Here is a 23,339-nt window from a genome sequence, read left to right on the forward strand (position 1 = left end):
CTCTCATGGCGTCATTTCATTTATTTGTGGTTTGTTGAATATCATTGCGTCTAAAGAAAAAAAATGAAAGGAATGATTAATAACCAGACTTTTGAAGAGTGAATTAGCAAGCACCTTTAGTGCGCTCTTGGCTAGACTCAAGCGTATTACAACTATAACTCTTCAACCGTACTGGTGATCTCTCATGACAATCCACTCAATCGCTGAGCAGGCTGGTTCTACTAACCCGTCTCTCGATATCACACTTGATGACTACGAACTGGCTGACCGCTATAGCCGCGGAGAAGGCCGTGTCTTTCTAACCGGCACCCAGGCGTTGGTGCGCATTGCTTTGCGCCAGGCCGAGCTTGATCGCCGCGATGGCCGCCACACGGCAGGTCTCATCAGCGGCTATCGTGGCTCTCCCTTGGGCGGTGTAGACCAAGAGATTTGGCGAGCGAAAGCCGCTATGGCATCGCACAAAATTGATTTTGTCCCCGCGATCAATGAAGACCTGGCTGCCACCATGATGCTGGGCTGCCAGCAGGTAGAGACAGACCCTGAACGGCAGGTCGATGGCGTCTTTGGTATGTGGTATGGCAAAGGGCCAGGCGTTGATCGCGCGGGTGACGCGTTAAAGCACGGTAATGCCTATGGCAGCTCACCGACTGGCGGTGTGCTGGTGGTCGCGGGTGATGACCATGGGTGTGTGTCGTCCTCAATGCCACACCAGTCGGATGTTGCCTTTATGGCGTGGTTTATGCCGGTGGTGAGCCCTGCTTCATTGGCAGAATATGAACGCTTTGGGCTGTGGGGTTATGCACTTTCACGTTTCTCGGGTTGCTGGGTGGGTTTCAAAGCGGTTTCTGAAACCGTCGAGAGTGGCGCGTCGGTGGACGTGCCCCCGTTACCGGAATATGTAACGCCTGAATTCGATGTGCCGGAAGGCGGTCTACATTATCGCTGGCCCGACTTGCCGGGGCCGCAGCTTGAGACCCGCCTTGAGCACAAGCTGGCTGCCGTTCAGGCGTTTGCCACGGCCAACCCGATTGATCAGTATTTATTTCGCCAAGAACAGGCGACGTTTGGGCTGGTGACCACCGGCAAGGGACACCTGGATTTACTTGAGGCGCTGCGTTTATTGGGGCTGGATGAAGCGAAGCTGCGTGAATTGGGTGTGGAAATATACAAAGTTGGGATGGTATGGCCGCTCCATCGACCCGGCATTCTTGAGTTTATTCATGGCAAGCGCGAGGTGCTGGTCATTGAAGAGAAACGCGGCATTATTGAAAGCCAGCTAAAAGAGTACATGTCAGAACCCGACCATCCAGGCGAAGTGATCATTACCGGCAAGCAGGATGAAACTGGCAAACCGCTGATTCCCTTTGTTGGAGAGCTTGGCCCGCGCCTCTTGGCAGGCTTTGTCGCAGAGCGTTTAGCGCGCTTTTTCAAGATTGATTTTAGCGACAAGCTGGCAACCGTTGATGCGTGCCAAGCAGGTGTTAAAGAGCTTGGCGGTGTACGTCGCATGCCGTATTTCTGCTCCGGTTGCCCACACAACAGCTCGACGAAAGTGCCGGAAGGCAGTAAAGCCCTGGCGGGGATCGGCTGCCACTTTATGGCCTCGTGGATGGACCGCAGCACCGAATCATTAATTCAGATGGGTGGCGAAGGCGTTAACTGGGTAGGCAAGAGTCGCTTTACCGGCAATGGTCATATTTTCCAGAACTTAGGCGAAGGCACCTGGTTTCACTCCGGCTCAATGGCGGTGCGCCAGGCAGTGGCTGCCAACGTCAATATTACCTACAAAATTCTATTCAACGACGCGGTGGCCATGACGGGCGGCCAGCCGGTGGATGGGCAAATTAATGTTCCGATGATTGCCCGACAATCGCTGGATGAAGGCGTTCGCCGGGTCATGGTGGTCAGTGACGAACCGGAGAAGTACCGGGGGCATGAAAAGGAATTCCCTGAAGGGGTGACTTTCCACGGCCGCGAAGAGATGGATACGCTACAACGTGAACTGCGCGAGATCCCCGGCTGCACCGTGTTGATATATGACCAGGCATGCGCAGCTGAAAAGCGCCGTCGGCGCAAGCGCGGGTTGATGGAAGACCCAGCCCGCCGCGTGTTTATCAACCACCATGTCTGTGAGGGCTGTGGAGACTGCTCGGTACAGTCGAACTGTTTATCGGTGGTGCCTCGCGAGACCGAGTTAGGACGCAAGCGCAAAATCGACCAGTCGTCCTGCAACAAGGATATGTCCTGTGTCAGCGGCTTTTGCCCTAGCTTTGTCACTGTTGAAGGTGGCGAACTGCGTAAAGGTCAAGGTGTGACGGCCGACAACGCCTTTTGGAAACGGGTGTCGCATTTGCCAAGCCCTGCTATTGCCCCTTTGGCGGCCCCTTATGATCTGCTGGTGGGGGGCGTTGGCGGCACAGGCGTAGTGACCGTTGGCCAGCTGATCACCATGGCTGCTCACCTGGAAGGCAAGGGCTCCAGTGTGCTCGACTTCATGGGGTTTGCGCAAAAAGGCGGGGCGGTACTTAGCTATGTCCGCTTGGCATCTCAGCCCAGCGAGCTTAATCAGGTACGTATCGAAGCGGGTCAGGCCGATGCAATGATCGCTTGCGATATGGTGGTGGCCAGTTCGCAGAAAGCGCTGAATGTGCTGCAGCCGACCACGCGTATTGTGGCCAATCTGGCCGAGCTCGCCACGGCGGACTATGTCCTTTATCGCGATGCGGATATGCAGCCCGGCAAGCGCCTTAACATGCTGCGTGATGCAGTGGGAGATGCACGCTTCGCGTCGCTGGACGCCAATCGCCTAGCGGAACAGCTGCTAGGGGATACCGTATTTTCCAATATGATGATGCTGGGGTTTGCATGGCAACAGGGGCTAGTGCCACTTTCTGAACCTGCACTGCAGCGTGCCTTGGAGCTTAACGGCGTCGCCGTAGAAAAGAACCGTCAGGCCTTTGCCTGGGGCCGCTTGGCAGCGGTGGAGCCCGACTACCTTCAGCAGCACTTGGATACGATGCCACTGTCCGCGAATGCTACGCTGGACGACGTGGTCGCGCGTAATAGCCGTCATCTGGAGCGTTATCAGAACCGTGCTTTGGCTGAGCGTTACGTCGCCCAGGTGACGAAAGTGCGTGACGCAGAGGCCGCGTTAAACGGTGGCGACTCATTGAGTGAAGCCGTCGCGCATCAGCTTTATCGCTTGATGGCGTATAAAGATGAGTACGAAGTAGCGCGGCTCTACACCCAGAGCGATTTCCTGGAGGAGGTCAACGCAACATTTGCAGGGGATTATAAGCTAAGGTTCCACTTGGCACCGCCGCTTCTGAGTGGCCGAAAAGATGCGCAGGGGCGTCCTGTGAAGCGCCGCTTCGGCCCCTGGGTACTGAAGGCAATGGGCGCGCTGGCAAAGATGCGCGGTTTGCGTAACACGGCGCTGGACCCGTTTCGCTTCAGCGCTGACCGGAAGCTGGACCGCGCCCTATTGGCGGACTACGAGCAGCTGATTGATGAGCTGGTGGCTCGTCTTGACGGGGCAAATCACGCTACGGCCCTGGCGCTTGCTAAGCTGCCGGAAGAGATTCGTGGTTTCGGGCCGGTTCGTGAGGCCGCCGCTGAGAAAGCCAACGAGCGCCGCGAGACGTTGCTGAAGGAGCTACGTGAAGGTCGCTCGAAGACCATCGCTGTCGAAGCTGCTTGACTGAGTACGATCTGAATAACCCGCGACGGGGGCGCTGTAAACCCTTCCCTGGGCGCTACTTTCGCCATCCATGGCGAAAGACCCCCGCTACGGGTTATTGCTGATCGTGTTAGAAAGCGTTTTTACAAAGCTTTCATCAGGCCACGCAATGCAATGCGTGGCCTTTTGCTAGGTAGCGATACAGTGATTCAGCTACGCCTCTTTTCGGCGGCGTACCAGCAGCCAGTGGCTTAGCAAGGTGAGCAGCCCCATCAGCCCTATCGTCAAGGCCATGGTGCGGGAGCTGCCGTCGTGGAATTGCCCAACTAATCCACCTACCACAGCGGCAATCGTCATTTGCAGGAAACCAAATAAAGAAGATGCCGCACCGGCACACTGTGGGTTGGGCGCGAGCGCCCCGGCCATTGTTTGCGGCATCAGAATGCCGACGCCCAGCATGAATACCATCTGCGGCCCCACGACTGCCCAGGGGAGATGAATGCCCACCACGGCCAAGCCCGCCATGATTCCTCCGCCTATCGCGCAGACCACGCTGCCCAGGGTGATAAGGCGATCACGCCCCAGGCGGTGGCTATATCGGCCGCTGGCCAGCGTTCCAATAAAAAAGCCCACGACAATCAGCGTGAACAGCACGCCATAAAGGGTAGGGGCGACACCCATATACTCGATGAGTACAAAGGAGGAGCCCGAAAGGTAAGCGAACAGCCCGGAAAAAGCGGCCGCATTCACCAAGGTGTAGCCAATAAAGGCGCGCTGGCTTAGTAGTAGGCGAAAGTTAGCGAGTATCGCCCTTGGGTGAACCGACTGCCGCCGCTCCTTCGCTAGCGGTTCGGGCAGCATCAGTATCAGCACCGCCAGCATCACCGCCGCATAAAGTGCCAGCACCACGAACACTGATTCCCAGCCAAAGAACAGCAGCAATACCGCACCCCCAACAGGAGCCAGGGCAGGGGCGAGCGCCATGGTGCTCGCCATATAGGCGAGGATGCGGCCTGCTTCGATAGGCCCGTGGATGTCGCGCACTGCGGCCCTTGCTAGCACCGGGCCAGCAGCACCGCCGAAGGCCTGCAAGAAGCGTCCAGCCAGCAGCCATTCGACGGTTGGTGCCCAGGCGCAGAGTAGGCTTGCCGCGAGAAACAGCGAGAGGCCTGCGATCATCACTGGGCGGCGGCCAAAGCGGTCAGAGATTGGGCCGCATAATAGTTGAGCCAGGGCGAATCCAGCCATATAGAGGCTAAGGGTTAGCTGGATTTGGTCTGGGCCGGTATTCAGCGCTTGTGCCATGGCGGGCATGGCGGGTAAGTACATATCCGTCGCTAGCGGGCCGAGCGCCGTTAGTGCGGCCAGGGCCACGATAGTGGCGGTAGAGGGCAGCTTTAGCACCCCGTAGCTCCTTATGGTTAGACACGCGACGGGCGCCTTCCCAGCGGAGAGGCGCCCGCTCATTGCTGACCTGCCTAGCTTAGCTTTTCTCTTAGCTTAAGCTCAGTTAGCGTCAGGCTGTGCCTCCGGTGCGGCGTTTGCAAAGGCTGGCAGCGCACGACAATTGGCAGCGATGCGCTGGATCGTCGGGTAGGCTGATAAATCGCACTCGAAGCGTTCTGCGTTATACACCTGGGGTATCAGGCAGATATCCGCAAGCGTTGGGGTGTCGCCATGGCAAAAATCGCCGGTATTGGCGCCACCTGCAAGCGCTGCTTCCAGAGCGGTAAATCCCTCGGTAACCCAGTGGCGGTACCAGGTAAGCTTGGCGTTGTCGTCCGCTCCCAGCTCACCCACCAGGTACTTGAGTACCCGCAGGTTGTTGAGCGGGTGAGTGTCGCAAGCGACTAACTGCGCAAGGCTACGCACCCGCGCGCGCGCTAAGGCGTCAGCCGGCAGCAGCGCGGGAGCTGGGTACACCTCGTCAAGGTACTCGCAGATCGCCAGTGACTGGTTGAGCACTACACCGTCATCTAGCCCCAAGCTTGGCACCATCCCCTGCGGGTTGCGCGCCAATTGCTCGTCACCCCGTTGCTCGCCTTTCACCAGATTGACGGGGGTCTGGTCGTAGGCTAGACCCTTGAGGTTTAAGGCGATGCGCACCCGATACGCAGCCGACGAGCGGAAGTAGCCGTAAAGCGTCGTCATGTCGCTTTCCTTATATTGCCGTGCTTTATTTGGGCTGATACTTCACGACTTGTTGATCAATCGTGCCAAAGATGTTGTGGCCATCGCGGTCGAACATTTCGATACGAACTCGGTCGCCAAAGCGCATAAAGGGCGTTTTCACCTGGCCGTGGAGTATCTGCTCGACCATGCGCACTTCGGCCAAGCAACTATAGCCTACACCACCATCAGCCACTGGCTTTCCAGGGCCGCCGTCGGGGTCTGGGTTAGAAATAGTGCCCGAGCCAATCACAGCACCCGCGCCGAGATATCGAGTCTTAGCCGCATGGGCAACCAGCTGTGGGAAGCTGAAAATCATATCGGGACCCGCTTCTGGCTCGCCAAACTTCTCGCCATTAAGGTGCACGGTCAGCGGTAGGTGTACCTTGCCATCCTGCCAGGCATCGCCCAGCTCATCGGGGGTCACCGCGATAGGCGAAAAAGAAGAGGCGGGCTTGGCTTGGAAAAAGCCGAAGCCTTTAGCGAGTTCGCCTGGAATGAGGCCGCGCAGGCTCACATCGTTAACCAGCATTACGAGCTTAATGTGCTTGGCGGCTTCCTCTGGGGTCACGGCCATGGGTACGTCATCGGTGATAACGGCGATCTCGCCCTCAAAGTCGATGCCATGCTCTTCACTCACCGCTTCAATATCGTCAGTGGGGGCTAGGAAGTAGTCGCTACCGCCCTGGTACATCAGCGGGTCGGTCCAAAAGGTTTCAGGCATCTCGGCATTACGTGCCTGGCGTACCAGCTTGACATGGTTCAGGTAGGCGGAGCCGTCGGCCCACTGGTAGGCACGCGGTAACGGGGAGTGCAGGGCACTCTGGTCAAGTTCAAAAGCGCCGTCAGCATCACCGCTGTTCAGCTGTGCATAGCGCGCTTCAAGCGGCGGGCTAACCGCTTCCCAGTTTTCAATGGCGGCTTGCAGCGTGGGAGCAATATCGTCAGCGCTCACTGCACGAGTGAGGTCGCGGGAGACAATGATGAGCGCCCCATCGCGCCCCTTTTTAAGTGTTGCAAGTTTCATAATGATTCAATCCTTGTCATCAGGGTGGGGCGCGCAGCCCCACTCGTTATAATAGTGTTAGGGCTGGTTTGGATCGAAGTGCGAACGCAGCGTTGACCAGACATCAACATAATCACGTTGGCGGAAGTCCGCATCCAGCGCCGCAGGGGTCGGATGGAAGAAGTAGCGGCTTTCAAACATGAAGGCCAGTGTGTCCCCCAGGAACTGGGGCTTCAGCTCGGCGTTGGAGGCTTTTTCAAAGGTTTCAGCATCCGGGCCGTGGGGCGACATAGAGTTATGTAGGCTGGCGCCGCCTGGGGTGAAGCCTTCCGCTTTGGCGTCATACTCACCGTGGATAAGCCCCATAAACTCGCTCATCAGGTTACGGTGGAACCAGGGTGGCCTGAAGGTGTTCTCGGCAACCATCCAGCGCGGTGGAAAAATGACAAAATCAAGATTGGCCATTCCCGGCGTATCAGAGGGTGACGTCAAGACGGTAAAGATTGATGGGTCTGGGTGGTCGAAGCTTACCGTATTGATGGTGTTAAAGTTAGCCAGATTATATTTATAGGGCGCGCAGTTGCCGTGCCACGCCACCACGTCTAACGGTGAATGGTTGAGCTTTGTCTCCCAGAAGCGACCAGAGAACTTAGCCACTAAGCGGTAGTCGCCTTCAAGGTCTTCATAGGCTGCCACGGGGCTTTGGAAGTCACGTGGGTTGGCTAAACCGTTAGCTCCGATGGGGCCGAGGCCGGGTAGCTCTAAAGGACTGCCGTAGTTTTCGCAAATATATCCCCGCGCAGCGTCAACCCCCTGTGCCCTACGCACTTGGAACTTCACGCCGCGTGGGATAACGGCAATCTCTCCGTTATCAATCTCGATGTCACCAAATTCAGTGCGTAAACGAATAGCGCCCAGTTGGGGAACGAAGAGCAACTCACCATCTGCGTTGTAGAAAAACCGCTCGGTCATGTCTTTATTGAATGTATAAACATGCACGCCCACGCCAGCTTGGGTTCCCGCATCTCCGTTGACCGCAATGGTAAACAAGCCATCGATAAAATCAGTCGGTGCATCTGGAATAGCAACGGGATCCCAGCGCATCTGGTTGGGGTCCGCCGCAGGTTTGTCTAACGGAGCCGTATGGATGTTTTTGTTTTCTAGCGGCTGATACGCGCTCTGAACAACGGACGGGCGAATGCGGTAGAGCCAGCTGCGAAAGTTTTGATGACGCGGCGCAGTGAACGCGGAACCGGTTAACTGTTCCGCGTATAGGCCGTAAGCGCAGCGTTGGGGTGAGTTTTGCCCAATCGGCAGGGCGCCCGGCAGCGCTTCGCTTGAAAAGTGATTATGAAAGCCGTTTTGATAGCTCAACTGTTCAGTCATTGTTAGGTCCTGCTTTATTTGAACGTTAGTTTGATAAACGTATATTTTGTTAAAGCTAAATTGTTATAAACCTATGGCGCGGCTATTGATCGACGTCACAGGCTGCATGGGCCATCGCCTCTTTGAGCACCGCTTGATCGCCGACGTGGTTGGCAAGTAACAGGATCAGGCGGGCATTGATGCGTTCGCTTTCGGCGTCGCTGCGGTCACGATGCAGCGCTGTAAGTGCCGCATAAAAGGCATCCGGGTCAGTGAAATTGGGGTTCAGTTCAAGCATTGGCATGGCGGCGTTCCTGAGAGGGCGTGTCAGCATCACTTGCAAGATGAACGCCTAGCGCACGGTCTAAAGCATCTTCAACCTTGTGAGCTGTAACGGCGTGCCAGCGAGCAGCAACGTGTTGGTCAGGGCGGATAAGGTATCCGGCACCTGCCTTCAAGCCGTATCGCTCTGTCACTAGACCTTCGGTATCGTCGATGAGGGTGGTGCGCGGCAGAGCGCTAAGCGCATTTGACGCGGAACTAGCGACCACCAGTCTTAAATCAGGGCGGCGTTCTAACAGCTCACCCAGCTCTTTTGACAAGGCGTCAGCGTGCCCGTCATCCATACGGCCATCGAGTAGCAACACAAAGCCATTGCCAAACTGGTTGAGCAGCCACGCGCTCTCTTTGCCTAACCGAATGGGGGCGTCTTTGACGGGACTGCCAGGGCGTAACTCGCTTGGGCCACCGTCAACATCGGGGGTATTAAGCGGTGAGTGGTCATAGCGACACGGCATGGAAAGGCGGCCGCTGTTGACCAGACTACGTGCGAAGGCATGTTTCTCAGCCAGCTCTAACGTCACATCGCGGAACACTTTGCTGATATGGCTCTTCGGGGTAATAAAGTCAGTGGCCCGGGTAGAGTTAAGGATGTTTTCTGCCGCGCCGTGCTGGCGCTCAGCGTTATACGTGGACAAAAGCAACGCAGGCGCTTGCTGCTTGAGAACCCGAACAAGCTTCCATACCAAGTTATCCACACCTTGTAGGGCACCATTAGCCCCTCTGGCGCCAAAGGGAGATACCTGATGCGCCGCGTCGCCCATAAATATCACGCTGTGATGAATAAAGTTATCCATCTTGCGGCAGCGGAAGGTGTAGACACTGGCCCACTCAAGCTCGAACTCCACGTCTTGGCCAAGCATTGCCTGCACGCGTGGGCGAATGTTCTCCTCTTTCTTCTCTTCTTCCGGGTCAGCGTCCCAGCCTAGCTGGAAGTCGATACGCCAAACATTGTCCGGTTCCTTGTGCAGCAGCACTGACTGGTTAGGATGGAAGGGCGGGTCAAACCAGAACCAGCGCTCTGTTGGGAAGTCGGCCTTCATCACCACATCCGCAATCAGGAAGCGGTCCTGAAATACCTGGCCTTTGCACTCTAGGCCCAGCATGTCGCGGATTCGGCTGTTAGCGCCATCCGAAACAAGAAGATAGTCACAGGTCAGCTGATAGTCACCCTCCTGAGTCGAGACCGTGATGGCGGTGCTGTCGGGCTGAGCGTCAACATCAATGACCTTATGCTTCCAGCGAAGGTCAATGTGCTCAGCAAAGTCGTGAGCACGGTTGACCAGGAACTCTTCAAAGTAATACTGCTGCAAGTTAATAAAGGCCGGAATACGGTGGCCGTCTTCGGGCAGCAGGTTGAAGTCGTAGACTTCGCGGTCTTGGAAAAAGACGCGGCCGTGCTGCCAAGTAACGCCTTTTTCAAGCATCGGCTCGACACAGCCCAGGCGGTCGACAATTTCCAGCGAACGTTTAGCAAAGCACAGTGCCCGTGACCCGACGCTAACGGTGTTGTTATCGTCCAGGACAATCGAATTAATGCCTTGCTGAGCCAAGTCGATAGCGGCAGCGAGGCCGCTGGGCCCGGCACCGACAATCACTACCGGGTAATGGCGAACGTCTGGAGCATCGAGCTCAGGCGGGCGTCGGTAAGGATAGACAGGATTTTTATAGGTTGTTGGCATCTATTACTCCCCTACAGCGTCGGGTGCGTTGCCCCCGACAGCTGGGCATGATCAGTGGGTGTCACTGGTGAGGCACTTACTGATTTTCAACGGCGTCCTGCAGCGAGTGCCACATAGCGGTATCACGCTCTGCCGTCCAGATGCGGGGATCTGGGTATTCGCCGCCTGCTTCGTCGTAGCAGCGAGTGATGTCGAAAGGGACACAGTGATCGAAAATGACCCAGTGGCCATACTTCGGCTTAAGTAGCGCGTAGGTCTCGGCGTAGCACTCAGAGAGTGATTTGCCCGCTGCCTTACCGGCTTTGACGCTTCCGTACATGTCATTCAAGAAGTCGCGGGTGCCTTGAATAGCTTCCTGGCACTGTTCGGCAGTTTGCAGTGCATCGCCGCGACCGGGCACCAGCTTTTGAGGCTGCATGGCCTGCAGGCGGTCAAGCGTGGCAGGCCAGTCTTCGTGGTAAGCATCGCCGGTGTAGGGGGTCGCGCCATACTCAACCAGGTCGCCGGCAAATATCACTTTTTCTTTCGGTAACCAAACGATGGTGTCGCCCTTGGTGTGTCCGCGGCCCAAGTGGATGATCTGTACCTCGCGCTCACCCATGAAGACGGTCAGTTTTTCCTGGAAGACAGTGGTTGGCCAGGTTAAACCAGGGACAGAATCGACCCCTTTGAACAAGCGCGGGAAGCGGCCGACTTCTGATTCATAGTCTTGCTGGCCACGCTCTACAATCAGGTCATAGGTGTTCTGGCTTGCGTATATGTTCTCAGCATCGTACGCCGAAGCACCGAGAACACGCACCGCATGGTAGTGGCTCATGACCACATGCTTAATCGGCAGGTCAGTTACCTCGCGAATACGGCGGATAACGTCCTGGGCCATGATGGGCGTGGCCTGGGTGTCGATGACCATTACGCTGTCATCGCCAATCACAATACCGGTATTGGGATCACCTTCGGCCGTGTAGGCGTAAAGCCCTTCTGCCAGCTTGGTGAAACTGATCTGTTTCTCTTCGGTATCGGCATGGGATGCGAATTTCTTGCTCATGGTATCTCCGGTGCTATCAGGGTGATTCAGATCGTTGTACGACAGGAGAATAGTTTCTTATGAAACTAAATGTCCAGTATGCTGTGTGCCGGATGGGTCTTTTTTTGCAAGGTATTAACAATAAATCTGAAAAAATCAGCTGTTTAATGCAAAATAAGACTTAGGTCTAATGATTAAAATCTGTAAATTGGTTGCATAAGATACCATATGGGGGCAGTGTTCACGGCTGTGATGAGCTTCATAGAGGCTCACTAGCTTTAACGAGGAGTGATGTCAGTCACGCGTTTGATGCGCCTGCTGCTATATCGAGACATGGAGTTTATGCCGCCACGAGAAGTGCTGACGAGGCACAATATCAGTGTGATAGGCGCGTTGCTGGTGCCCATATTCCCAGCTATCGTGCTGTTTTTTTGCCATCATCCGGCGGCACTAGGAGAAATACAATGACGATGGATAAAGCAGACGGCGAGGCCTCTTTGGACTCTTCAGCCAGGGCAGAGCTAGACCTTAATCAGTTTCTACCCTATCAGCTGAATCGCCTCGCTGACCGCATCAGCCAGGCGTTAGAGAAGCTTTATGCTGAGTCCTATGAGCTCAACATCGCCCAGTGGCGCGTACTTGCATGGCTTAGCCACTGCGACGATTTAACCGCGAAGAAGGTATGTGCCTATACCAACATGGACAAGGCGCGCGTGTCTCGCGCTATTCAGTCGCTGGAAGAACGCGGATTAATCAGCCGGACGCCCTCGCAGCAGGACCAGCGGTTACATGACTTACAGCTAACGGAAACTGGGCAAGCGCTACTCAATAAGTTAGTGCCCGAAGCCCAAGCGTGGGAAGCCAATCTGGTGTCAACCCTAAGCGTTGGTGAGTATCGTGACCTGCTTAATACCATGCGCAAGCTTGAACGGCAGTTGGAGAGAATTGGCTAAAGGCCAGAGAGAGGCAAAACGAGACACGTTGGCGAATGCTAAGCGGCATGCTCTCAATGGGGCGTCGTTAGTGGCTCAGTAGGTAATATTTGTGTAACAAAAAGCTGAGAGAAAAATAATCCCCTATAGTCATTGGTAGCGACTCAAGGGAGTGGTTGCTTTTCATATAAATCATTGTAATTTAATAAAAAAATACTTATTAATACTTAAGTATTAGCATCTATTAGTCGATGGGTCGTTGCACGACCCACGTATCTGCAGGCATCGTGATAAATAACGTGATTCATATATTTTTATTAATATGATAATAAAGTATCACGTTGAGCGCTTCCGCTTCGTGACGACTAGAGGAAAGAAAAGTGAATAAAACAACAAACTTAATGGTCGGCGCCATTGCCGCCGCAACGCTGAGCACCTCCGCCTTTGCACAAACAACCATCACCGTGAGTACCTGGGCTGGCCCGAATCACGGCATCAACACCATGGTATGGCCAACGTGGAAAGCGTGGATTGAAGAAGCAACGGAAGGTCGCGTAACCGTAGACGTGATACATGATATGGGGCCCCCGGCTTCTCAGATGGAAATGGTGGCCGATGGTATCGCCGATGCGACCTGGGTTTTCCACGGCTATAACACTGGTCGCTTTCAGCTAACCAAGCTTCCGGAATTTCCCACTTTCCAGGACTTCTCATCGGAACATGCCTCCAGTGCCTACTGGCGTACCCACCAGGAGTATCTGGCAGCGGCAGGTGAACACCGTGGCGTTGATGTTGTGGCCGCCGGTGTCCACGGGCCCGGCTGGATCTTTAGCAGTGAGCAGTACGAAACCTTAGAAGACCTTAAAGGCAAGCGCATTCGCGTAGGCGGTGGCGTAATGGGAGACCTCTCTAACGCCCTGGGACTGACCGGTGTTGCCTTGCCGCCTACCGGGGTTTACGAAGCTGGCTCTCAGGGTGTTATTGACGGTGCGATGCTGGTTCCTGAAGGGCTGCGCAGTTTCCGTGTTGCGGAGATCTTCCCCTACACCCTCAAAGTTGATGGTGGTTTCTATCGCGGCAGTTTCACCATTGTTGTCAATCCGATGATCTGGGATGAAATGTCGCCTGAAGATCGTGAAGCCGTTGAATCTGTTTCTGGTGAGCGCTTATCTCGCCTGTTCGGCTACATGATGGACGTATCCGATGTGCGGGGCGTCGACTTTGCAGAAGAGCTTGGCCACACCTTTACCGAACTCGGTAGCGATGACCTCAACACACTGCAAAGTATGAGTGACAGCATGATTGCTGAGTGGGCTGAGTCTGTCTCAGAAAACCGTAACGTCGATGCGATGGCCGCTATCGAATTCTATCGCGAGCAGCTTATTGCTGCAGCGGAAGAAGAGAGCGTAAGTGGCCTAGTACCTGATGACTTAGCACCTTAAGACTTAGCCCCTGATAACTCAAAGTAAGTACTTACTGGCGCTAGACGGAGAGCGACCATGCAAACCCAAATGGCACGTGCTACGCGCGTTAGCCGGGTTCTGCAGATGATGCTAGAGGGGGTGGCCGGCGCTACCCTCTTTGGCATGATGCTGTTGACCACTGCTGACGTAGGCGGCCGCTACTTTTTTAACTCCCCCATCCTTGGCACCGTTGAATTAACCCAACTGATGTTGGCAGCGCTGGTATTTCTGTCGCTGCCGGTCGTTTGTTGGCGTCAAGAGCATGTCGCTGTTGATCTGCTTGATGCGGTTTTCCCAGCCAAGCTTGTCTGGATACGTGAAGTGATTGTTAACCTAATCGTGACGGCCGCCCTGTGGGTGATGGCGCAGCGCGTGTGGGCACTGGCAGAGCGCGCTTTCTCATGGGGAGACGTGACCGAGTTTTTGCGCATTCCACGCGGCTATCTGATCGGGTTGATCGCTATCATGCTCGCGCTTTCAGCGCTACTCACTCTCATGCGAGCCGGTTTCTATTTGCTCGAAGGGCTCAAGGTAATCGAAAAAGGTGGCCCATTGAGCAAAGGAGAGTCTCATGACTGAAGCGCTGTACGGTTTCGCAGTACTGTTGGTATTAGTCTTTCTACGCGTGCCCCTGGCGTTTGCGATGGGTATCGTCGGTTTTGCCGGGTTCTATTTTCTCACCGGTAACTGGAATGCGGCTGAGGCAATGGCGGCGCGCCGTGTGGTCGATACGGCTATGGACTATGGTCTGTCGGTCATACCCTTGTTCATTCTAATGGGCAACTTTGTTTCCCATGCGGGATTATCCGATGCCTTGTTTCGAGCATCTAATGGCTTTCTAGGTCACCGCAAGGGTGGTCAGGCGATGGCGACGATTGTTGCCTGTGGCGGTTTTAGTGCGATATGTGGATCGAGCTTGGCGACGTGCGCGACCATGGGCCGAGTTGCCATGCCGCAAATGCGCAAATATGGCTATAAGGATTCGCTTGCCGCTGCCTCCATTGCTGCGGGTGGCACCTTGGGTATCTTGATACCACCGAGCGTTATGTTGGTGATTTATGGAATTCTGACCGAAACCAGTATTCGTGAGCTGTTCGCGGCTGGCTTTATTCCCGGCATTCTTGGCATTTTTCTTTATATAGGTGCCATCAAGTGGGTTCTCTGGCGTGACCCCAGTGCAGGTCCTGCAGCAGAGAGAGTGCCATGGGCAGAGCGGATTCAAGCACTAAAAAGCGTAGGCAGTACGCTAGCGCTGTTTGTGCTGGTGATTGGCGGTATTTACCTAGGCGTGTTTACGCCCACAGAAGCAGCCGGTATTGGTGCGATGGGTGCATTTTTGATTGCACTGACGCGGCGTGCGCTGACACCACAAGTGTTGATGAATGTGTTGATGGACACCGTGCGTACTACGGCGATGCTATTTGCCGTGGTTTTAACGGCGCTGATCTTCGCTAACTTTATCAACCGTGCGGGGCTGCCTGGAGACTTGCTGGCGCTGGTTAATGGCCTCAATGTGGCACCTTTTGTGGTCATTCTGGTGATTATCGCTATCTACGTGATACTGGGCTGTGTGTTTGAAAGCATGTCGATGATGCTGCTAACCGTGCCGGTATTTTTCCCCGTCGTTGCGGGGCTAGGTTACGACTTGGTGTGGTTTGGCATACTTGTCGTTATTGTCATCGAGATCAGTTTGATAACGCCCCCTGTTGGTATGAACGTGTTCGTATTGCGGGCTGTATTGCCGGATGTATCAACGGGCACTATCTTCCGTGGCGTCACCCCTTTCTGGGTCGCAGGTACCATCCGCGCACTACTCGTGCTTATCTTCCCAGCGATTGTGCTGTTCCTGCCGCAGCTGCTGTATTAACGCTGTGCGATTAATGCGGTTCTATTAACGTCCGTGCTAAAGAAACGGATGACAGGGTAAGTGCCCTGTCATCCGTTTTTGTCTTGCTTTTTGTCTAGCTGTATCGGCTGAGACGTTACTGGCGTTTCGCGACCAGCGTTAGAATGTCGTAGCTGGCGACCAGCTCATCATGTTGATTGGTCACGGCCACGTCCCACATCACCACGCCTTGTGGGTGCCCGTCGGGAGAGGCCCGGCCCTGATCAATTTTGCGTTTACAGGTTAGGCGGGCGCGGATGGTATCGCCGACCAGCACAGGTGTAATAAAGCGCAGAGTATCCAGGCCGTAGTTAGCCAGTACGGGGCCTTCGCCTGGGTAGACGAACAGACCCGCAGCCGCCGACAGTACAAAGTAACCATGGGCAATACGTTGGCCGAACTGGGTCTCTTTCGCGGCAATGTCGTCGAAGTGCATGTAGAAATGGTCGCCGGAAAGGCAGCCAAAATTGACGATGTCAGCTTCGGTAACGGTGCGGCGGTGGGTGAGCAGTGACTCACCCACCTGCAGGTCGTCGAAATGGCGGCGGAACGGGTGGATATCGTTCTCGATCACCTTGGCGCCACGCACATACTCCCCTGTGACTGCCGCCAGCATGGTCGGAGAGCCTTGGATAGCGGTGCGCTGCAGGTAGTGGTGAACTGCACGAATACCGCCGAGTTCCTCGCCACCGCCTGCGCGGCCAGGCCCACCATGCTTGAGCATCGGTAGCGGAGAGCCGTGACCCGTAGACTCCTTTGATGCCTGAGCATCTAGAATGTGCAGGCGGCCGTGCTGGGCGGCCAGCACGGGGATCATTTCGGCAGCAATGGCGGGGTCTTTTGTGGTCAGCGTAGTTACCAGGCTGCCTTTGCCCTTGGCGGCGATGGCCAGCGCTTCGTCGATACCGCTGTAAGGCATTAGCGTCGCAACAGGGCCAAAGGCTTCAATGTCGTGAGCGCCGCCATCGTTCAGTGGGTTGCGGTTGATCAGGAGCTGGGGGGTGATGAAAGCACCGTTTTCCACGCCCTGGCCGACAGGCTTGAAGCTGCCATCTCTGCCAAAAACGCACTCGCTGGTTTCCAGCAGCTGCTCGATAGCTTCGTTTACGTCGCGTAGCTGGTCGCCGGACGAGAGCGCGCCCATGCGCACACCTTCTTCATTGGGGTCGCCGACCACGATTCTGGAAAGTCGCTCTTTAATCATGTCCGCCAATGTATCCAGATGCTCGGCGGGCACTAACACTCGACGAATCGCGGTACATTTCTGGCCTGCCTTGGCGGTCATTTCCTTGACCACTTCTTTGGCAAAGATCTCGAACTCTTCATCTTCCGGGCTTACATCAGGGGCCATGATGGCGCTATTGAGTGAATCCGCTTCAGCGTTGAAGGGAATGCTCTTTGCCATAATGTTAGGGTGGCCTTTCAGCATTAGGGCGGTATTCGCTGAGCCGGTAAAGGTCACAAAGTCTTGTTCTTCTAGGTGATCTAGTAGGTCGCCCGCCCCGCCAATCACCAGTTGCAGCGCACCTTCCGGCAGTAGGCCAGAGTCGATGATGACGCGCACCGCAGCTTCGGTCAGGTAGCTGGTCGCAGTGGCCGGTTTGAAGATACACGGCATGCCTGCCAGAAAGGCGGGCGCGAACTTCTCTAACATGCCCCAGATGGGGAAGTTGAAGGCATTAATATGCACCGAGACACCGCGGCGGGGCACCAGAATGTGGGTGCCGTTGAAGTGGTTCTCTTTACCTAGCTGGGTCACTGGGCCTTCGTGGGCCACATTGCCGGAGGGCAGTTCCTTACGCCCCGTGGAGGCGTAGGTAAACAGGGTGCCGAAACCACCGTCAATGTCGATCCAAGAGTCAGCCTTGGTGCAGCCGGTGTGGTGGGAGATGGCATAGAGCTCACGCTTACGCTCTTGGATATAGGCGGCCAGCGCCTTAAGAATGGCAGCCCGCTGCTGGAAATCCAGCGCCAACATATTTTTTACGCCGGTGTGGCGGGCATACGCCACCGCCTCGCGGAAATCGATTGCTTCTTGGTGAGTGTGCGCAACGGTCTCGCCGTTGATGGCGCTGATTAGTGCTTTGGACTCGGTTTTGCCAAACCACTGACCGGCAATGTAACTCTGTAAAACTGGCATTGCGTGTTCTCCCGTACAACATAGACAAAGCCGGCGCGGTCGCCGGCTTGGAAGTAGGTGGACTAGGGCTTACACCTCGTCAAAATCGAGGACCACCTTGTCGCTGATCGGATAGCACTGGCAGGACAGTACGTAGCCAGCATCTATTTCGTAATCTTCCAGAGCGTAATTAGCGTCCATTTCCACCTCCCCTTCGATGACTTTGGACTTGCAGGTGGAGCACACGCCAGCCTTGCACGAGAACGGTAGGTCGGCGCCGTGCTCGTTACCTGCATCGAGAATATTCTGGGTATTGCGGGGCAGCTTATATTCGATGGTGCGGCCGTCGATGATCACTTTGATGTGCGAAGTTTCTGCTTCAAGCTGAGCGGCGCTGGTTGCCTGGCGGCGCTTGGCGCCTGCGGTCGGTAGCCCCGTCGTGAAAAGCTCAAAGTGCACCTTGTCCTTCGGTAGTCCGTGGTCGGTCAAGACATCACGCACAATCTCGGTCATCTCTTGCGGACCACAGATAAATGCAGCGTCGAGATTGGGTACGTCTACCCAGCGATCAAACAGGGCATTGCACTTATCGACATCGATACGGCCGTTATACAGCTCGATTTCATGTTGTTCGCGGCTGAACACGTAAATGATGTTGAGGCGTTCTAGGTAACGATCCTTGAGATCCTGTAGTCGCTCGCGAAACAGCGTGCCCGTGGTAGAACGGTTGCCATAGATGACGGTAAAACGACTTTTTGGCTCGCTTTCCAGGGTGGTGGAAACAATCGACATGATGGGGGTGACGCCGCTGCCAGCGGTCACCGCCAGATAATGGCCTTCACGGCTGGGATCAAGCGGCACGAAGAACTTGCCTTGGGGCGGCATCACGTCAAGGCGATCACCAGGCTTTAATTGTTGGTTGGCAAAGCTGGAAAAGCTGCCGCCTGGCACTAGCTTGACGGCGACTCTCATCTCATGTTCGTGGACGCCGGTGCAGATTGAATAAGAGCGTCGGACATCTTCGCCGTTGATGTCGTGGCGCAGTGTCAGGTACTGCCCCTGGGTGAAACGAAAGGCGTCCAGCAGGTCGTCGGGAATGTCGAAAGCAATGGAAACAGCATCATGGGTTTCCTTGCGTACATCCTTGACGGTCAGGGCGTGAAATCGGCTCATGGGAAATGGTCTCGTCGTTTTACAGACACTTGAAATAATCGAAAGGCTCCAGGCAATCGCGGCAGCGGTAGAGCGCCTTGCAAGCTGTAGAGCCGAATTCGCTGACGCGTTCGGTCGCGTTGCTGCCACATAAAGGGCAGGGCACTACCGGATCAGACTGGCCTGTCAGGCTACGTTTGCTAGCACTTCCTACCGGCGGTGCGATGCCGTAGGCGCGCAATTTTTCGCGCCCTTCGTCGGTCAGCCAGTCGGTGGTCCAGGCGGGGGATAGGCGGCGCTGAATCAGCGGGTCTGAGTAGCCAGCGGCCACCAGTGCTTCATGGATATGCTGTTCAATAACTTCCGTTGCTGGGCAACCGGAGTAAGTTGGCGTTACGTTGACCGCCAACCGACCGTCCACCCAATCGATATCGCGCACAATTCCCAGCTCAACCACGCTGACCACAGGCACTTCCGGGTCTGGCACTTCCTGTAAAACGGCCAGTACAGCGTCGACATCGCCTTTTTCGCCCGCTCGTGGCAGCCCGCTGCGGTCGCTGCCGATCAGGTCTCTGGAGGGCCAGTCATCGATAGGCCCGTCACTGACAGGCCCATTACCGATAGGAGCAGGCGTTGGGTTACCAGACGGTCGCATCAGGATACGTCCTCGGCAGGTATTGCATTTCCGCCAACAAAAAGCCCAAGTGCTCGGTGTGATGCCCAACTTTGCCGCCGGTATACATCCAAGCGTCGTAGGAAGGGCGTTCCAGCGTGGCTTCCTCAAGCACCTCTTCCACCGTCGCTTTCCAGCGAGCGGCAATGGTTTCCGGATCAGGCGCGATACCGGCCTCTATCATGGCCTGGTCAATTTCGTCGGTTTGCAATAGCTCGCCGGTAAACTGCCAGAGGTTATTGAGGGCGCGCTGCATACGGGTGTGGCTCTCTTCGGTGCCATCGCCCAGGCGAATAACCCATTCGGAGGAGCGGCGTAGGTGGTACGTTGCTTCCTTGAGTGACTTGGCGGCCACTTCAGCAATGCGCGGGTCGCTGGATTCGGCTAGGCCGTCAAGTAGGTGAACATGCCATGCATCGAACAGGAACTGGCGTCCCATGATGTCGGCGAAGTCACCGTTGGGCTGTTCGGCGATCAGCAGGTTGCGAAAGTCGTGTGCGTCGCGGCGAAAAGCCAGGTGATCGGCATCAATTTTATGCTGGCTGCCACCGCCTTCAGCGGCTATCAGCTCAGCCGCATAGCCTAGCCAGTTGCGCGCCTGTCCGAACAGATCAAGACCCACATTCATCAACGCCATTTCTTCTTCCAGCGCGGGGGCCTTGCCACACAGCTGCGCGTGGCGCTGACCCAGTACTAAAGCGCTGTCGCCAAGGCGTAGCAGGTAATCGGTCAACGGTGTTTGTGTTTTTTGAGCTATGTTTTTTTGAACTGAGTTTTTCAGAGCTAGGTTCTGCATCACTGCCTCCCTCACATGTGGCCGACTTCTTTCGGCAGTTTGTAGAAGGATGCGTGGCGATAGACCTTGTCATTAGACGGGTCGAACAGCGGCTCTTTCTCGTCGGGAGAAGATGCGGTGATTTCGCTGGCCGGAACCACCCAGATGCTTACCCCTTCATTACGGCGGGTATAAAGCTCGCGGGCATTTTCAATTGCCATGCAGCGATCGGCGGCGTGTACGCTACCGACGTGCTTGTGGTTAAGACCATGCTTGCTGCGTATAAAAACTTCGAAGAGGGGCCAGTCAGCCATGAGAGAAGCCTCAGTGGTCAGAGGAGCCTCGGCTCGCGAGACTCCCTATTGTTGTAAGGATCACGTGTTTTAAGAGCAGGTTTTAAAATCAGGCCGCTCGTCGTTGACGTTTGGCGGCATAGGCCACGGCGGCTTCACGTACCCAGGCACCGTTATCGATGGCGCTGCGACGTGCCTCGACACGCTCGCGGTTGCAGGGGCCGTTGCCTTTCACTACGTCAAAAAACTCCTGCCAGTCGATTTCACCGAACTCATAGTGACCGGTCTCTTCGTTATATTTGAGATCCGGATCAGGGGCGGTGCAGCCCAGCAGCTCTAGCTGCGGTACGGTTTGGTCGAGGAAGCGCTGACGCAACTCATCGTTGCTGTGGCGTTTGATCTTCCAGGCCATCGATTGAGCGCTGTTGGGTGAGTTCTCATCGGATGGCCCGAACATCATTAGCGATGGCCACCAGAAACGGTTGATGGAGTCCTGCACCATGGCTTTCTGGTCGTCAGTGCCCTCCTGCATCATGGTCAACAGAATTTGATAACCCTGGCGCTGATGGAAGCTCTCTTCCTTGCACACGCGAATCATGGCGCGCGCGTAGGGGCCGTAAGAGGTGCGCTGTAGCGGTACCTGATTGACGATGGCAGCGCCGTCGACCAGCCAGCCGATCGTGCCCATGTCAGCCCAGTTGAGCGTGGGGTAGTTGAAGATGCTGGAGTACTTGGCGCGGCCATCGTGAAGCTTGTCGATCTCTTCGTCGCGGTCGGCACCTAGCGTTTCCATGGCGCTATAAAGGTACAGGCCGTGACCCGCCTCGTCCTGAATCTTGGCCATTAGCTGCAGTTTGCGCTTAAGGGTCGGTGCACGTGTCAGCCAGTTACCTTCCGGCAGCATACCGACGATCTCGGAGTGCGCGTGTTGAGAAATCTGACGGATCAACGTCTTACGGTAGGCATCCGGCATCCAATTCTTGGGTTCTATTTTAATTTCATCATTGATGCGCTCCTGGAACTGGCGTTCTTCAGGGCTCATCTCATCAAGCGTTTTAAGTTTGTTAGAACCGGTTTCAACGAGCTGCGCGTACATAGAGACCTCCGCGGCGTCGGACTATCAGGGAGTGTGGCTTATCTTGTTTAAAGTATAGTGACACAAAATATTTTATCAACAAGTATTTTTATGTATCGCTTTAAGACTTTGTGATTACGAATAAAGGAAAGATGTCTGTTTTATATAGTAAAAATGACCAAGGATAAGTGATTCTGAATGTGATATTTTTTCTGACGTTTACTGACTATTTGGGTGTAAAAAAGCCCCTGTAGGGGAGTTCCTAAAGGGGCTGTGTTGGCGCGGCGTTGCTTATCAGAGGCCGCTAAGCGTTAAGGAGCTGAATCAGCGAAGGTCCTTGACGCGTCTGGCCTTGCCCAGCGAACGCATAACGCTCTCTACCGGACACACTTCAACCTGGGTGCTAATACCGATATACGTCTTGATGGCATGCTGAAGCTGTTTCGCGGCGTCTTCACAAGCTACGGGGTCGCGGGCGATGTCATGATGATTCGCTTCTACACGAACAAGCACCATGTCCATATTGCCTTGGCGGCTGACTTCGATCTCGTAGTGGGGAGAAAGTGACGCGATCTTAAGTAGCTGCTCTTCGATCTGGGTGGGGAACACATTAACCCCGCGAATGATCAGCATGTCGTCGCTGCGGCCAGTGATCTTGTCGATGCGCCGCATAGGGCGCGCAGTGCCTGGCAGTAGGCGGGTCAGGTCGCGGGTGCGGTAACGAATCACCGGCAGGCCTTCTTTGGTTAGGGTGGTGAATACCAGCTCGCCGTACTCACCGTCTGGCAGGACGTCACCGCTGACTGGGTCGATGATTTCGGGATAGAAGTGATCTTCCCAGATGGTGGGGCCATCTTTGGTTTCGAGGCACTCCATGCCCACGCCCGGCCCCATTACCTCGGAGAGCCCGTAAATATCGAGGGCATCGATGCCCAGACGCTGCTCTAGGGCAGTGCGCATGCTGTCGGTCCAGGGTTCGGCACCGAAAATGCCGGTGCGCAGCGGCAGTGTATGTGGATCGATGCCTTGGCGCTCCATCTCGTCAGCAATGTTGAGCATGTACGAGGGCGTGACCATGATGATGTCCGGCTGGAAATCACGGATCAGCTGAACCTGTTTCTCCGTCTGGCCCCCCGACATGGGTATGACTGCGCAGCCCAGGCGCTCGGCACCGTAATGCGCGCCCAGCCCGCCGGTGAACAGGCCGTAGCCATACGCCACATGCACTTTGTCGCTGCGGCTGCCGCCAGCGGCGCGGATTGAGCGCGCCACCACATCGGACCACACATCAATATCTTTCTGGGTGTAGCCCACCACCGTGGGCTGCCCAGTAGTGCCGCTGGACGCGTGAATGCGCACGATCTCGCTCATTGGCGTGGCCAACATGCCAAACGGGTAGTTGTCGCGCAGATCGGCCTTGGTGGTGAACGGTAGTTTGGCGAGATCCGCTAGCGTCTGGATATCGTCGGGATGCACTCCTGCTCTGTCGAAAGACTGGCGATAGAACGGCACATTGTCGTAAGCGTGCTTCAGGCTCCACTTCAGGCGCTTGACCTGAGTGGCGCGCAGCTCGTCGATGCTGGCGGTTTCCAAGGGGTCGAGAGTCGCAGTGTCGATACGCGTAGCGGGCTGATTCATCAGGAGTCTCCGGTCAAGCAAGTTGTTATTGGGTCAACGTTTCATGAGCCATGGGCTGGGTAGTGATCCA

Annotated in this window: 20 protein-coding genes; 6 read left to right on the top strand and 14 right to left on the bottom strand. The window is 55.6% G+C overall.

Features of this window, described 5'->3' with window-relative positions; translation table 11 throughout:
* Positions 1-184 precede the first annotated feature (184 nt).
* Positions 185-3,700 (top strand): indolepyruvate ferredoxin oxidoreductase family protein, encoded by a 3,516-nt coding sequence (locus MOY_RS15435; protein ID WP_009101576.1) that lies wholly within the window; start codon positions 185-187, stop codon positions 3,698-3,700.
* Positions 3,701-3,892: 192 nt separating this feature from the next.
* On the opposite strand, the gene MOY_RS15440 is transcribed toward MOY_RS15435, so the two are convergent.
* The 7 genes from MOY_RS15440 to MOY_RS15470 form a co-directional block, all read right to left on the bottom strand.
* Positions 3,893-5,083, bottom strand: a complete 1,191-nt coding sequence (locus MOY_RS15440) for a multidrug effflux MFS transporter (RefSeq protein WP_009101578.1) — start codon at positions 5,081-5,083, stop codon at positions 3,893-3,895.
* Between the two features lie 102 nt (positions 5,084-5,185).
* On the bottom strand, positions 5,186-5,830 hold the full coding sequence (gene maiA / locus MOY_RS15445; protein WP_009101580.1) for a maleylacetoacetate isomerase: 645 nt from the start codon (positions 5,828-5,830) through the stop codon (positions 5,186-5,188).
* Positions 5,831-5,855: 25 nt separating this feature from the next.
* Complete coding sequence (locus MOY_RS15450) at positions 5,856-6,875, bottom strand: fumarylacetoacetate hydrolase family protein (protein WP_009101582.1); 1,020 nt, start codon at positions 6,873-6,875, stop codon at positions 5,856-5,858.
* A gap of 57 nt (positions 6,876-6,932) precedes the next feature.
* Positions 6,933-8,240 (bottom strand): homogentisate 1,2-dioxygenase, encoded by a 1,308-nt coding sequence (hmgA, locus tag MOY_RS15455; RefSeq protein ID WP_009101584.1) that lies wholly within the window; start codon positions 8,238-8,240, stop codon positions 6,933-6,935.
* An 82-nt stretch (positions 8,241-8,322) separates the two neighbouring features.
* On the bottom strand, positions 8,323-8,523 hold the full coding sequence (locus MOY_RS15460; protein ID WP_009101586.1) for a DUF2783 domain-containing protein: 201 nt from the start codon (positions 8,521-8,523) through the stop codon (positions 8,323-8,325).
* Positions 8,510-10,240, bottom strand: coding sequence for an FAD-dependent oxidoreductase (locus MOY_RS15465; RefSeq protein WP_009101588.1), 1,731 nt, complete (start codon positions 10,238-10,240; stop codon positions 8,510-8,512). Before MOY_RS15465 ends, MOY_RS15460 begins: the two co-directional genes overlap by 14 nt.
* 76 nt (positions 10,241-10,316) lie before the next feature.
* Positions 10,317-11,285, bottom strand: a complete 969-nt coding sequence (locus MOY_RS15470) for an MBL fold metallo-hydrolase (protein WP_009101591.1) — start codon at positions 11,283-11,285, stop codon at positions 10,317-10,319.
* A 270-nt stretch (positions 11,286-11,555) separates the two neighbouring features.
* Here MOY_RS15470 and MOY_RS17285 point away from each other — a divergent pair, with 270 nt between their 5' ends.
* The 5 genes from MOY_RS17285 to MOY_RS15490 all read left to right on the top strand — a co-directional run bounded on the left by MOY_RS17285 (position 11,556) and on the right by MOY_RS15490 (position 15,526).
* Entirely contained in the window at positions 11,556-11,732 is a 177-nt protein-coding gene (locus MOY_RS17285) for a hypothetical protein (RefSeq protein WP_158003273.1), read from the top strand.
* On the top strand, positions 11,729-12,217 hold the full coding sequence (locus tag MOY_RS15475; protein ID WP_009101593.1) for a MarR family winged helix-turn-helix transcriptional regulator: 489 nt from the start codon (positions 11,729-11,731) through the stop codon (positions 12,215-12,217). The genes MOY_RS17285 and MOY_RS15475 overlap by 4 nt, the downstream gene beginning before the upstream one ends.
* Before the next feature lie 359 nt (positions 12,218-12,576).
* Positions 12,577-13,638: a TRAP transporter substrate-binding protein gene (locus tag MOY_RS15480; RefSeq protein ID WP_009101595.1), complete on the top strand. Its 1,062-nt coding sequence runs from the start codon at positions 12,577-12,579 to the stop codon at positions 13,636-13,638.
* Positions 13,639-13,695: 57 nt separating this feature from the next.
* On the top strand, positions 13,696-14,238 hold the full coding sequence (locus MOY_RS15485; RefSeq protein WP_009101597.1) for a TRAP transporter small permease: 543 nt from the start codon (positions 13,696-13,698) through the stop codon (positions 14,236-14,238).
* Positions 14,231-15,526 (top strand): TRAP transporter large permease, encoded by a 1,296-nt coding sequence (locus MOY_RS15490; protein WP_009101599.1) that lies wholly within the window; start codon positions 14,231-14,233, stop codon positions 15,524-15,526. The genes MOY_RS15485 and MOY_RS15490 overlap by 8 nt, the downstream gene beginning before the upstream one ends.
* A 115-nt stretch (positions 15,527-15,641) precedes the next feature.
* Here the strand turns inward: MOY_RS15490 and paaZ are convergent, their stop codons facing one another.
* The 7 genes from paaZ to paaK all read right to left on the bottom strand — a co-directional run bounded on the left by paaZ (position 15,642) and on the right by paaK (position 23,269).
* Complete coding sequence (paaZ, locus tag MOY_RS15495; RefSeq protein WP_009101601.1) at positions 15,642-17,684, bottom strand: phenylacetic acid degradation bifunctional protein PaaZ; 2,043 nt, start codon at positions 17,682-17,684, stop codon at positions 15,642-15,644.
* Between the two features lie 69 nt (positions 17,685-17,753).
* A complete protein-coding gene (gene paaE, locus MOY_RS15500) occupies positions 17,754-18,836 on the bottom strand; it encodes a 1,2-phenylacetyl-CoA epoxidase subunit PaaE (RefSeq protein ID WP_009101603.1) in 1,083 nt (360 codons plus the stop codon).
* Between the two features lie 19 nt (positions 18,837-18,855).
* Complete coding sequence (gene paaD, locus MOY_RS15505; RefSeq protein ID WP_009101605.1) at positions 18,856-19,470, bottom strand: 1,2-phenylacetyl-CoA epoxidase subunit PaaD; 615 nt, start codon at positions 19,468-19,470, stop codon at positions 18,856-18,858.
* On the bottom strand, positions 19,454-20,284 hold the full coding sequence (paaC, locus tag MOY_RS15510; RefSeq protein ID WP_009101607.1) for a 1,2-phenylacetyl-CoA epoxidase subunit PaaC: 831 nt from the start codon (positions 20,282-20,284) through the stop codon (positions 19,454-19,456). Before paaC ends, paaD begins: the two co-directional genes overlap by 17 nt.
* An 11-nt stretch (positions 20,285-20,295) precedes the next feature.
* A complete protein-coding gene (gene paaB, locus MOY_RS15515; protein ID WP_009101609.1) occupies positions 20,296-20,577 on the bottom strand; it encodes a 1,2-phenylacetyl-CoA epoxidase subunit PaaB in 282 nt (93 codons plus the stop codon).
* A gap of 88 nt (positions 20,578-20,665) precedes the next feature.
* Positions 20,666-21,652: a 1,2-phenylacetyl-CoA epoxidase subunit PaaA gene (paaA, locus tag MOY_RS15520; protein ID WP_009101611.1), complete on the bottom strand. Its 987-nt coding sequence runs from the start codon at positions 21,650-21,652 to the stop codon at positions 20,666-20,668.
* A gap of 303 nt (positions 21,653-21,955) precedes the next feature.
* Complete coding sequence (paaK, locus tag MOY_RS15525) at positions 21,956-23,269, bottom strand: phenylacetate--CoA ligase PaaK (protein ID WP_009101613.1); 1,314 nt, start codon at positions 23,267-23,269, stop codon at positions 21,956-21,958.
* Between the last annotated feature and the right edge of the window lie 70 nt (positions 23,270-23,339).

It is taken from the genome of Halomonas sp. GFAJ-1, assembly GCF_000236625.2.
Classification (GTDB): domain Bacteria; phylum Pseudomonadota; class Gammaproteobacteria; order Pseudomonadales; family Halomonadaceae; genus Vreelandella.

What these genes read in the sequence shown, in the direction of transcription:
- paaD (WP_009101605.1), bottom strand. Translation starts at nt 19,470, where the DNA reads ATGCGACCGTCTGGTAACCCAACGCCTGCTCCTATCGGTAATGGGCCT.
- maiA (WP_009101580.1), bottom strand. Translation starts at nt 5,830, where the DNA reads ATGACGACGCTTTACGGCTACTTCCGCTCGTCGGCTGCGTATCGGGTG.
- MOY_RS15475 (WP_009101593.1), top strand. Translation starts at nt 11,729, where the DNA reads ATGACGATGGATAAAGCAGACGGCGAGGCCTCTTTGGACTCTTCAGCC.
- paaA (WP_009101611.1), bottom strand. Translation starts at nt 21,652, where the DNA reads ATGTACGCGCAGCTCGTTGAAACCGGTTCTAACAAACTTAAAACGCTT.
- paaC (WP_009101607.1), bottom strand. Translation starts at nt 20,284, where the DNA reads ATGCAGAACCTAGCTCTGAAAAACTCAGTTCAAAAAAACATAGCTCAA.
- paaB (WP_009101609.1), bottom strand. Translation starts at nt 20,577, where the DNA reads ATGGCTGACTGGCCCCTCTTCGAAGTTTTTATACGCAGCAAGCATGGT.
- MOY_RS17285 (WP_158003273.1), top strand. Translation starts at nt 11,556, where the DNA reads ATGTCAGTCACGCGTTTGATGCGCCTGCTGCTATATCGAGACATGGAG.
- MOY_RS15485 (WP_009101597.1), top strand. Translation starts at nt 13,696, where the DNA reads ATGCAAACCCAAATGGCACGTGCTACGCGCGTTAGCCGGGTTCTGCAG.
- paaZ (WP_009101601.1), bottom strand. Translation starts at nt 17,684, where the DNA reads ATGCCAGTTTTACAGAGTTACATTGCCGGTCAGTGGTTTGGCAAAACC.
- hmgA (WP_009101584.1), bottom strand. Translation starts at nt 8,240, where the DNA reads ATGACTGAACAGTTGAGCTATCAAAACGGCTTTCATAATCACTTTTCA.
- MOY_RS15465 (WP_009101588.1), bottom strand. Translation starts at nt 10,240, where the DNA reads ATGCCAACAACCTATAAAAATCCTGTCTATCCTTACCGACGCCCGCCT.
- paaK (WP_009101613.1), bottom strand. Translation starts at nt 23,269, where the DNA reads ATGAATCAGCCCGCTACGCGTATCGACACTGCGACTCTCGACCCCTTG.
- MOY_RS15490 (WP_009101599.1), top strand. Translation starts at nt 14,231, where the DNA reads ATGACTGAAGCGCTGTACGGTTTCGCAGTACTGTTGGTATTAGTCTTT.
- MOY_RS15470 (WP_009101591.1), bottom strand. Translation starts at nt 11,285, where the DNA reads ATGAGCAAGAAATTCGCATCCCATGCCGATACCGAAGAGAAACAGATC.
- paaE (WP_009101603.1), bottom strand. Translation starts at nt 18,836, where the DNA reads ATGAGCCGATTTCACGCCCTGACCGTCAAGGATGTACGCAAGGAAACC.
- MOY_RS15435 (WP_009101576.1), top strand. Translation starts at nt 185, where the DNA reads ATGACAATCCACTCAATCGCTGAGCAGGCTGGTTCTACTAACCCGTCT.
- MOY_RS15460 (WP_009101586.1), bottom strand. Translation starts at nt 8,523, where the DNA reads ATGCCAATGCTTGAACTGAACCCCAATTTCACTGACCCGGATGCCTTT.
- MOY_RS15450 (WP_009101582.1), bottom strand. Translation starts at nt 6,875, where the DNA reads ATGAAACTTGCAACACTTAAAAAGGGGCGCGATGGGGCGCTCATCATT.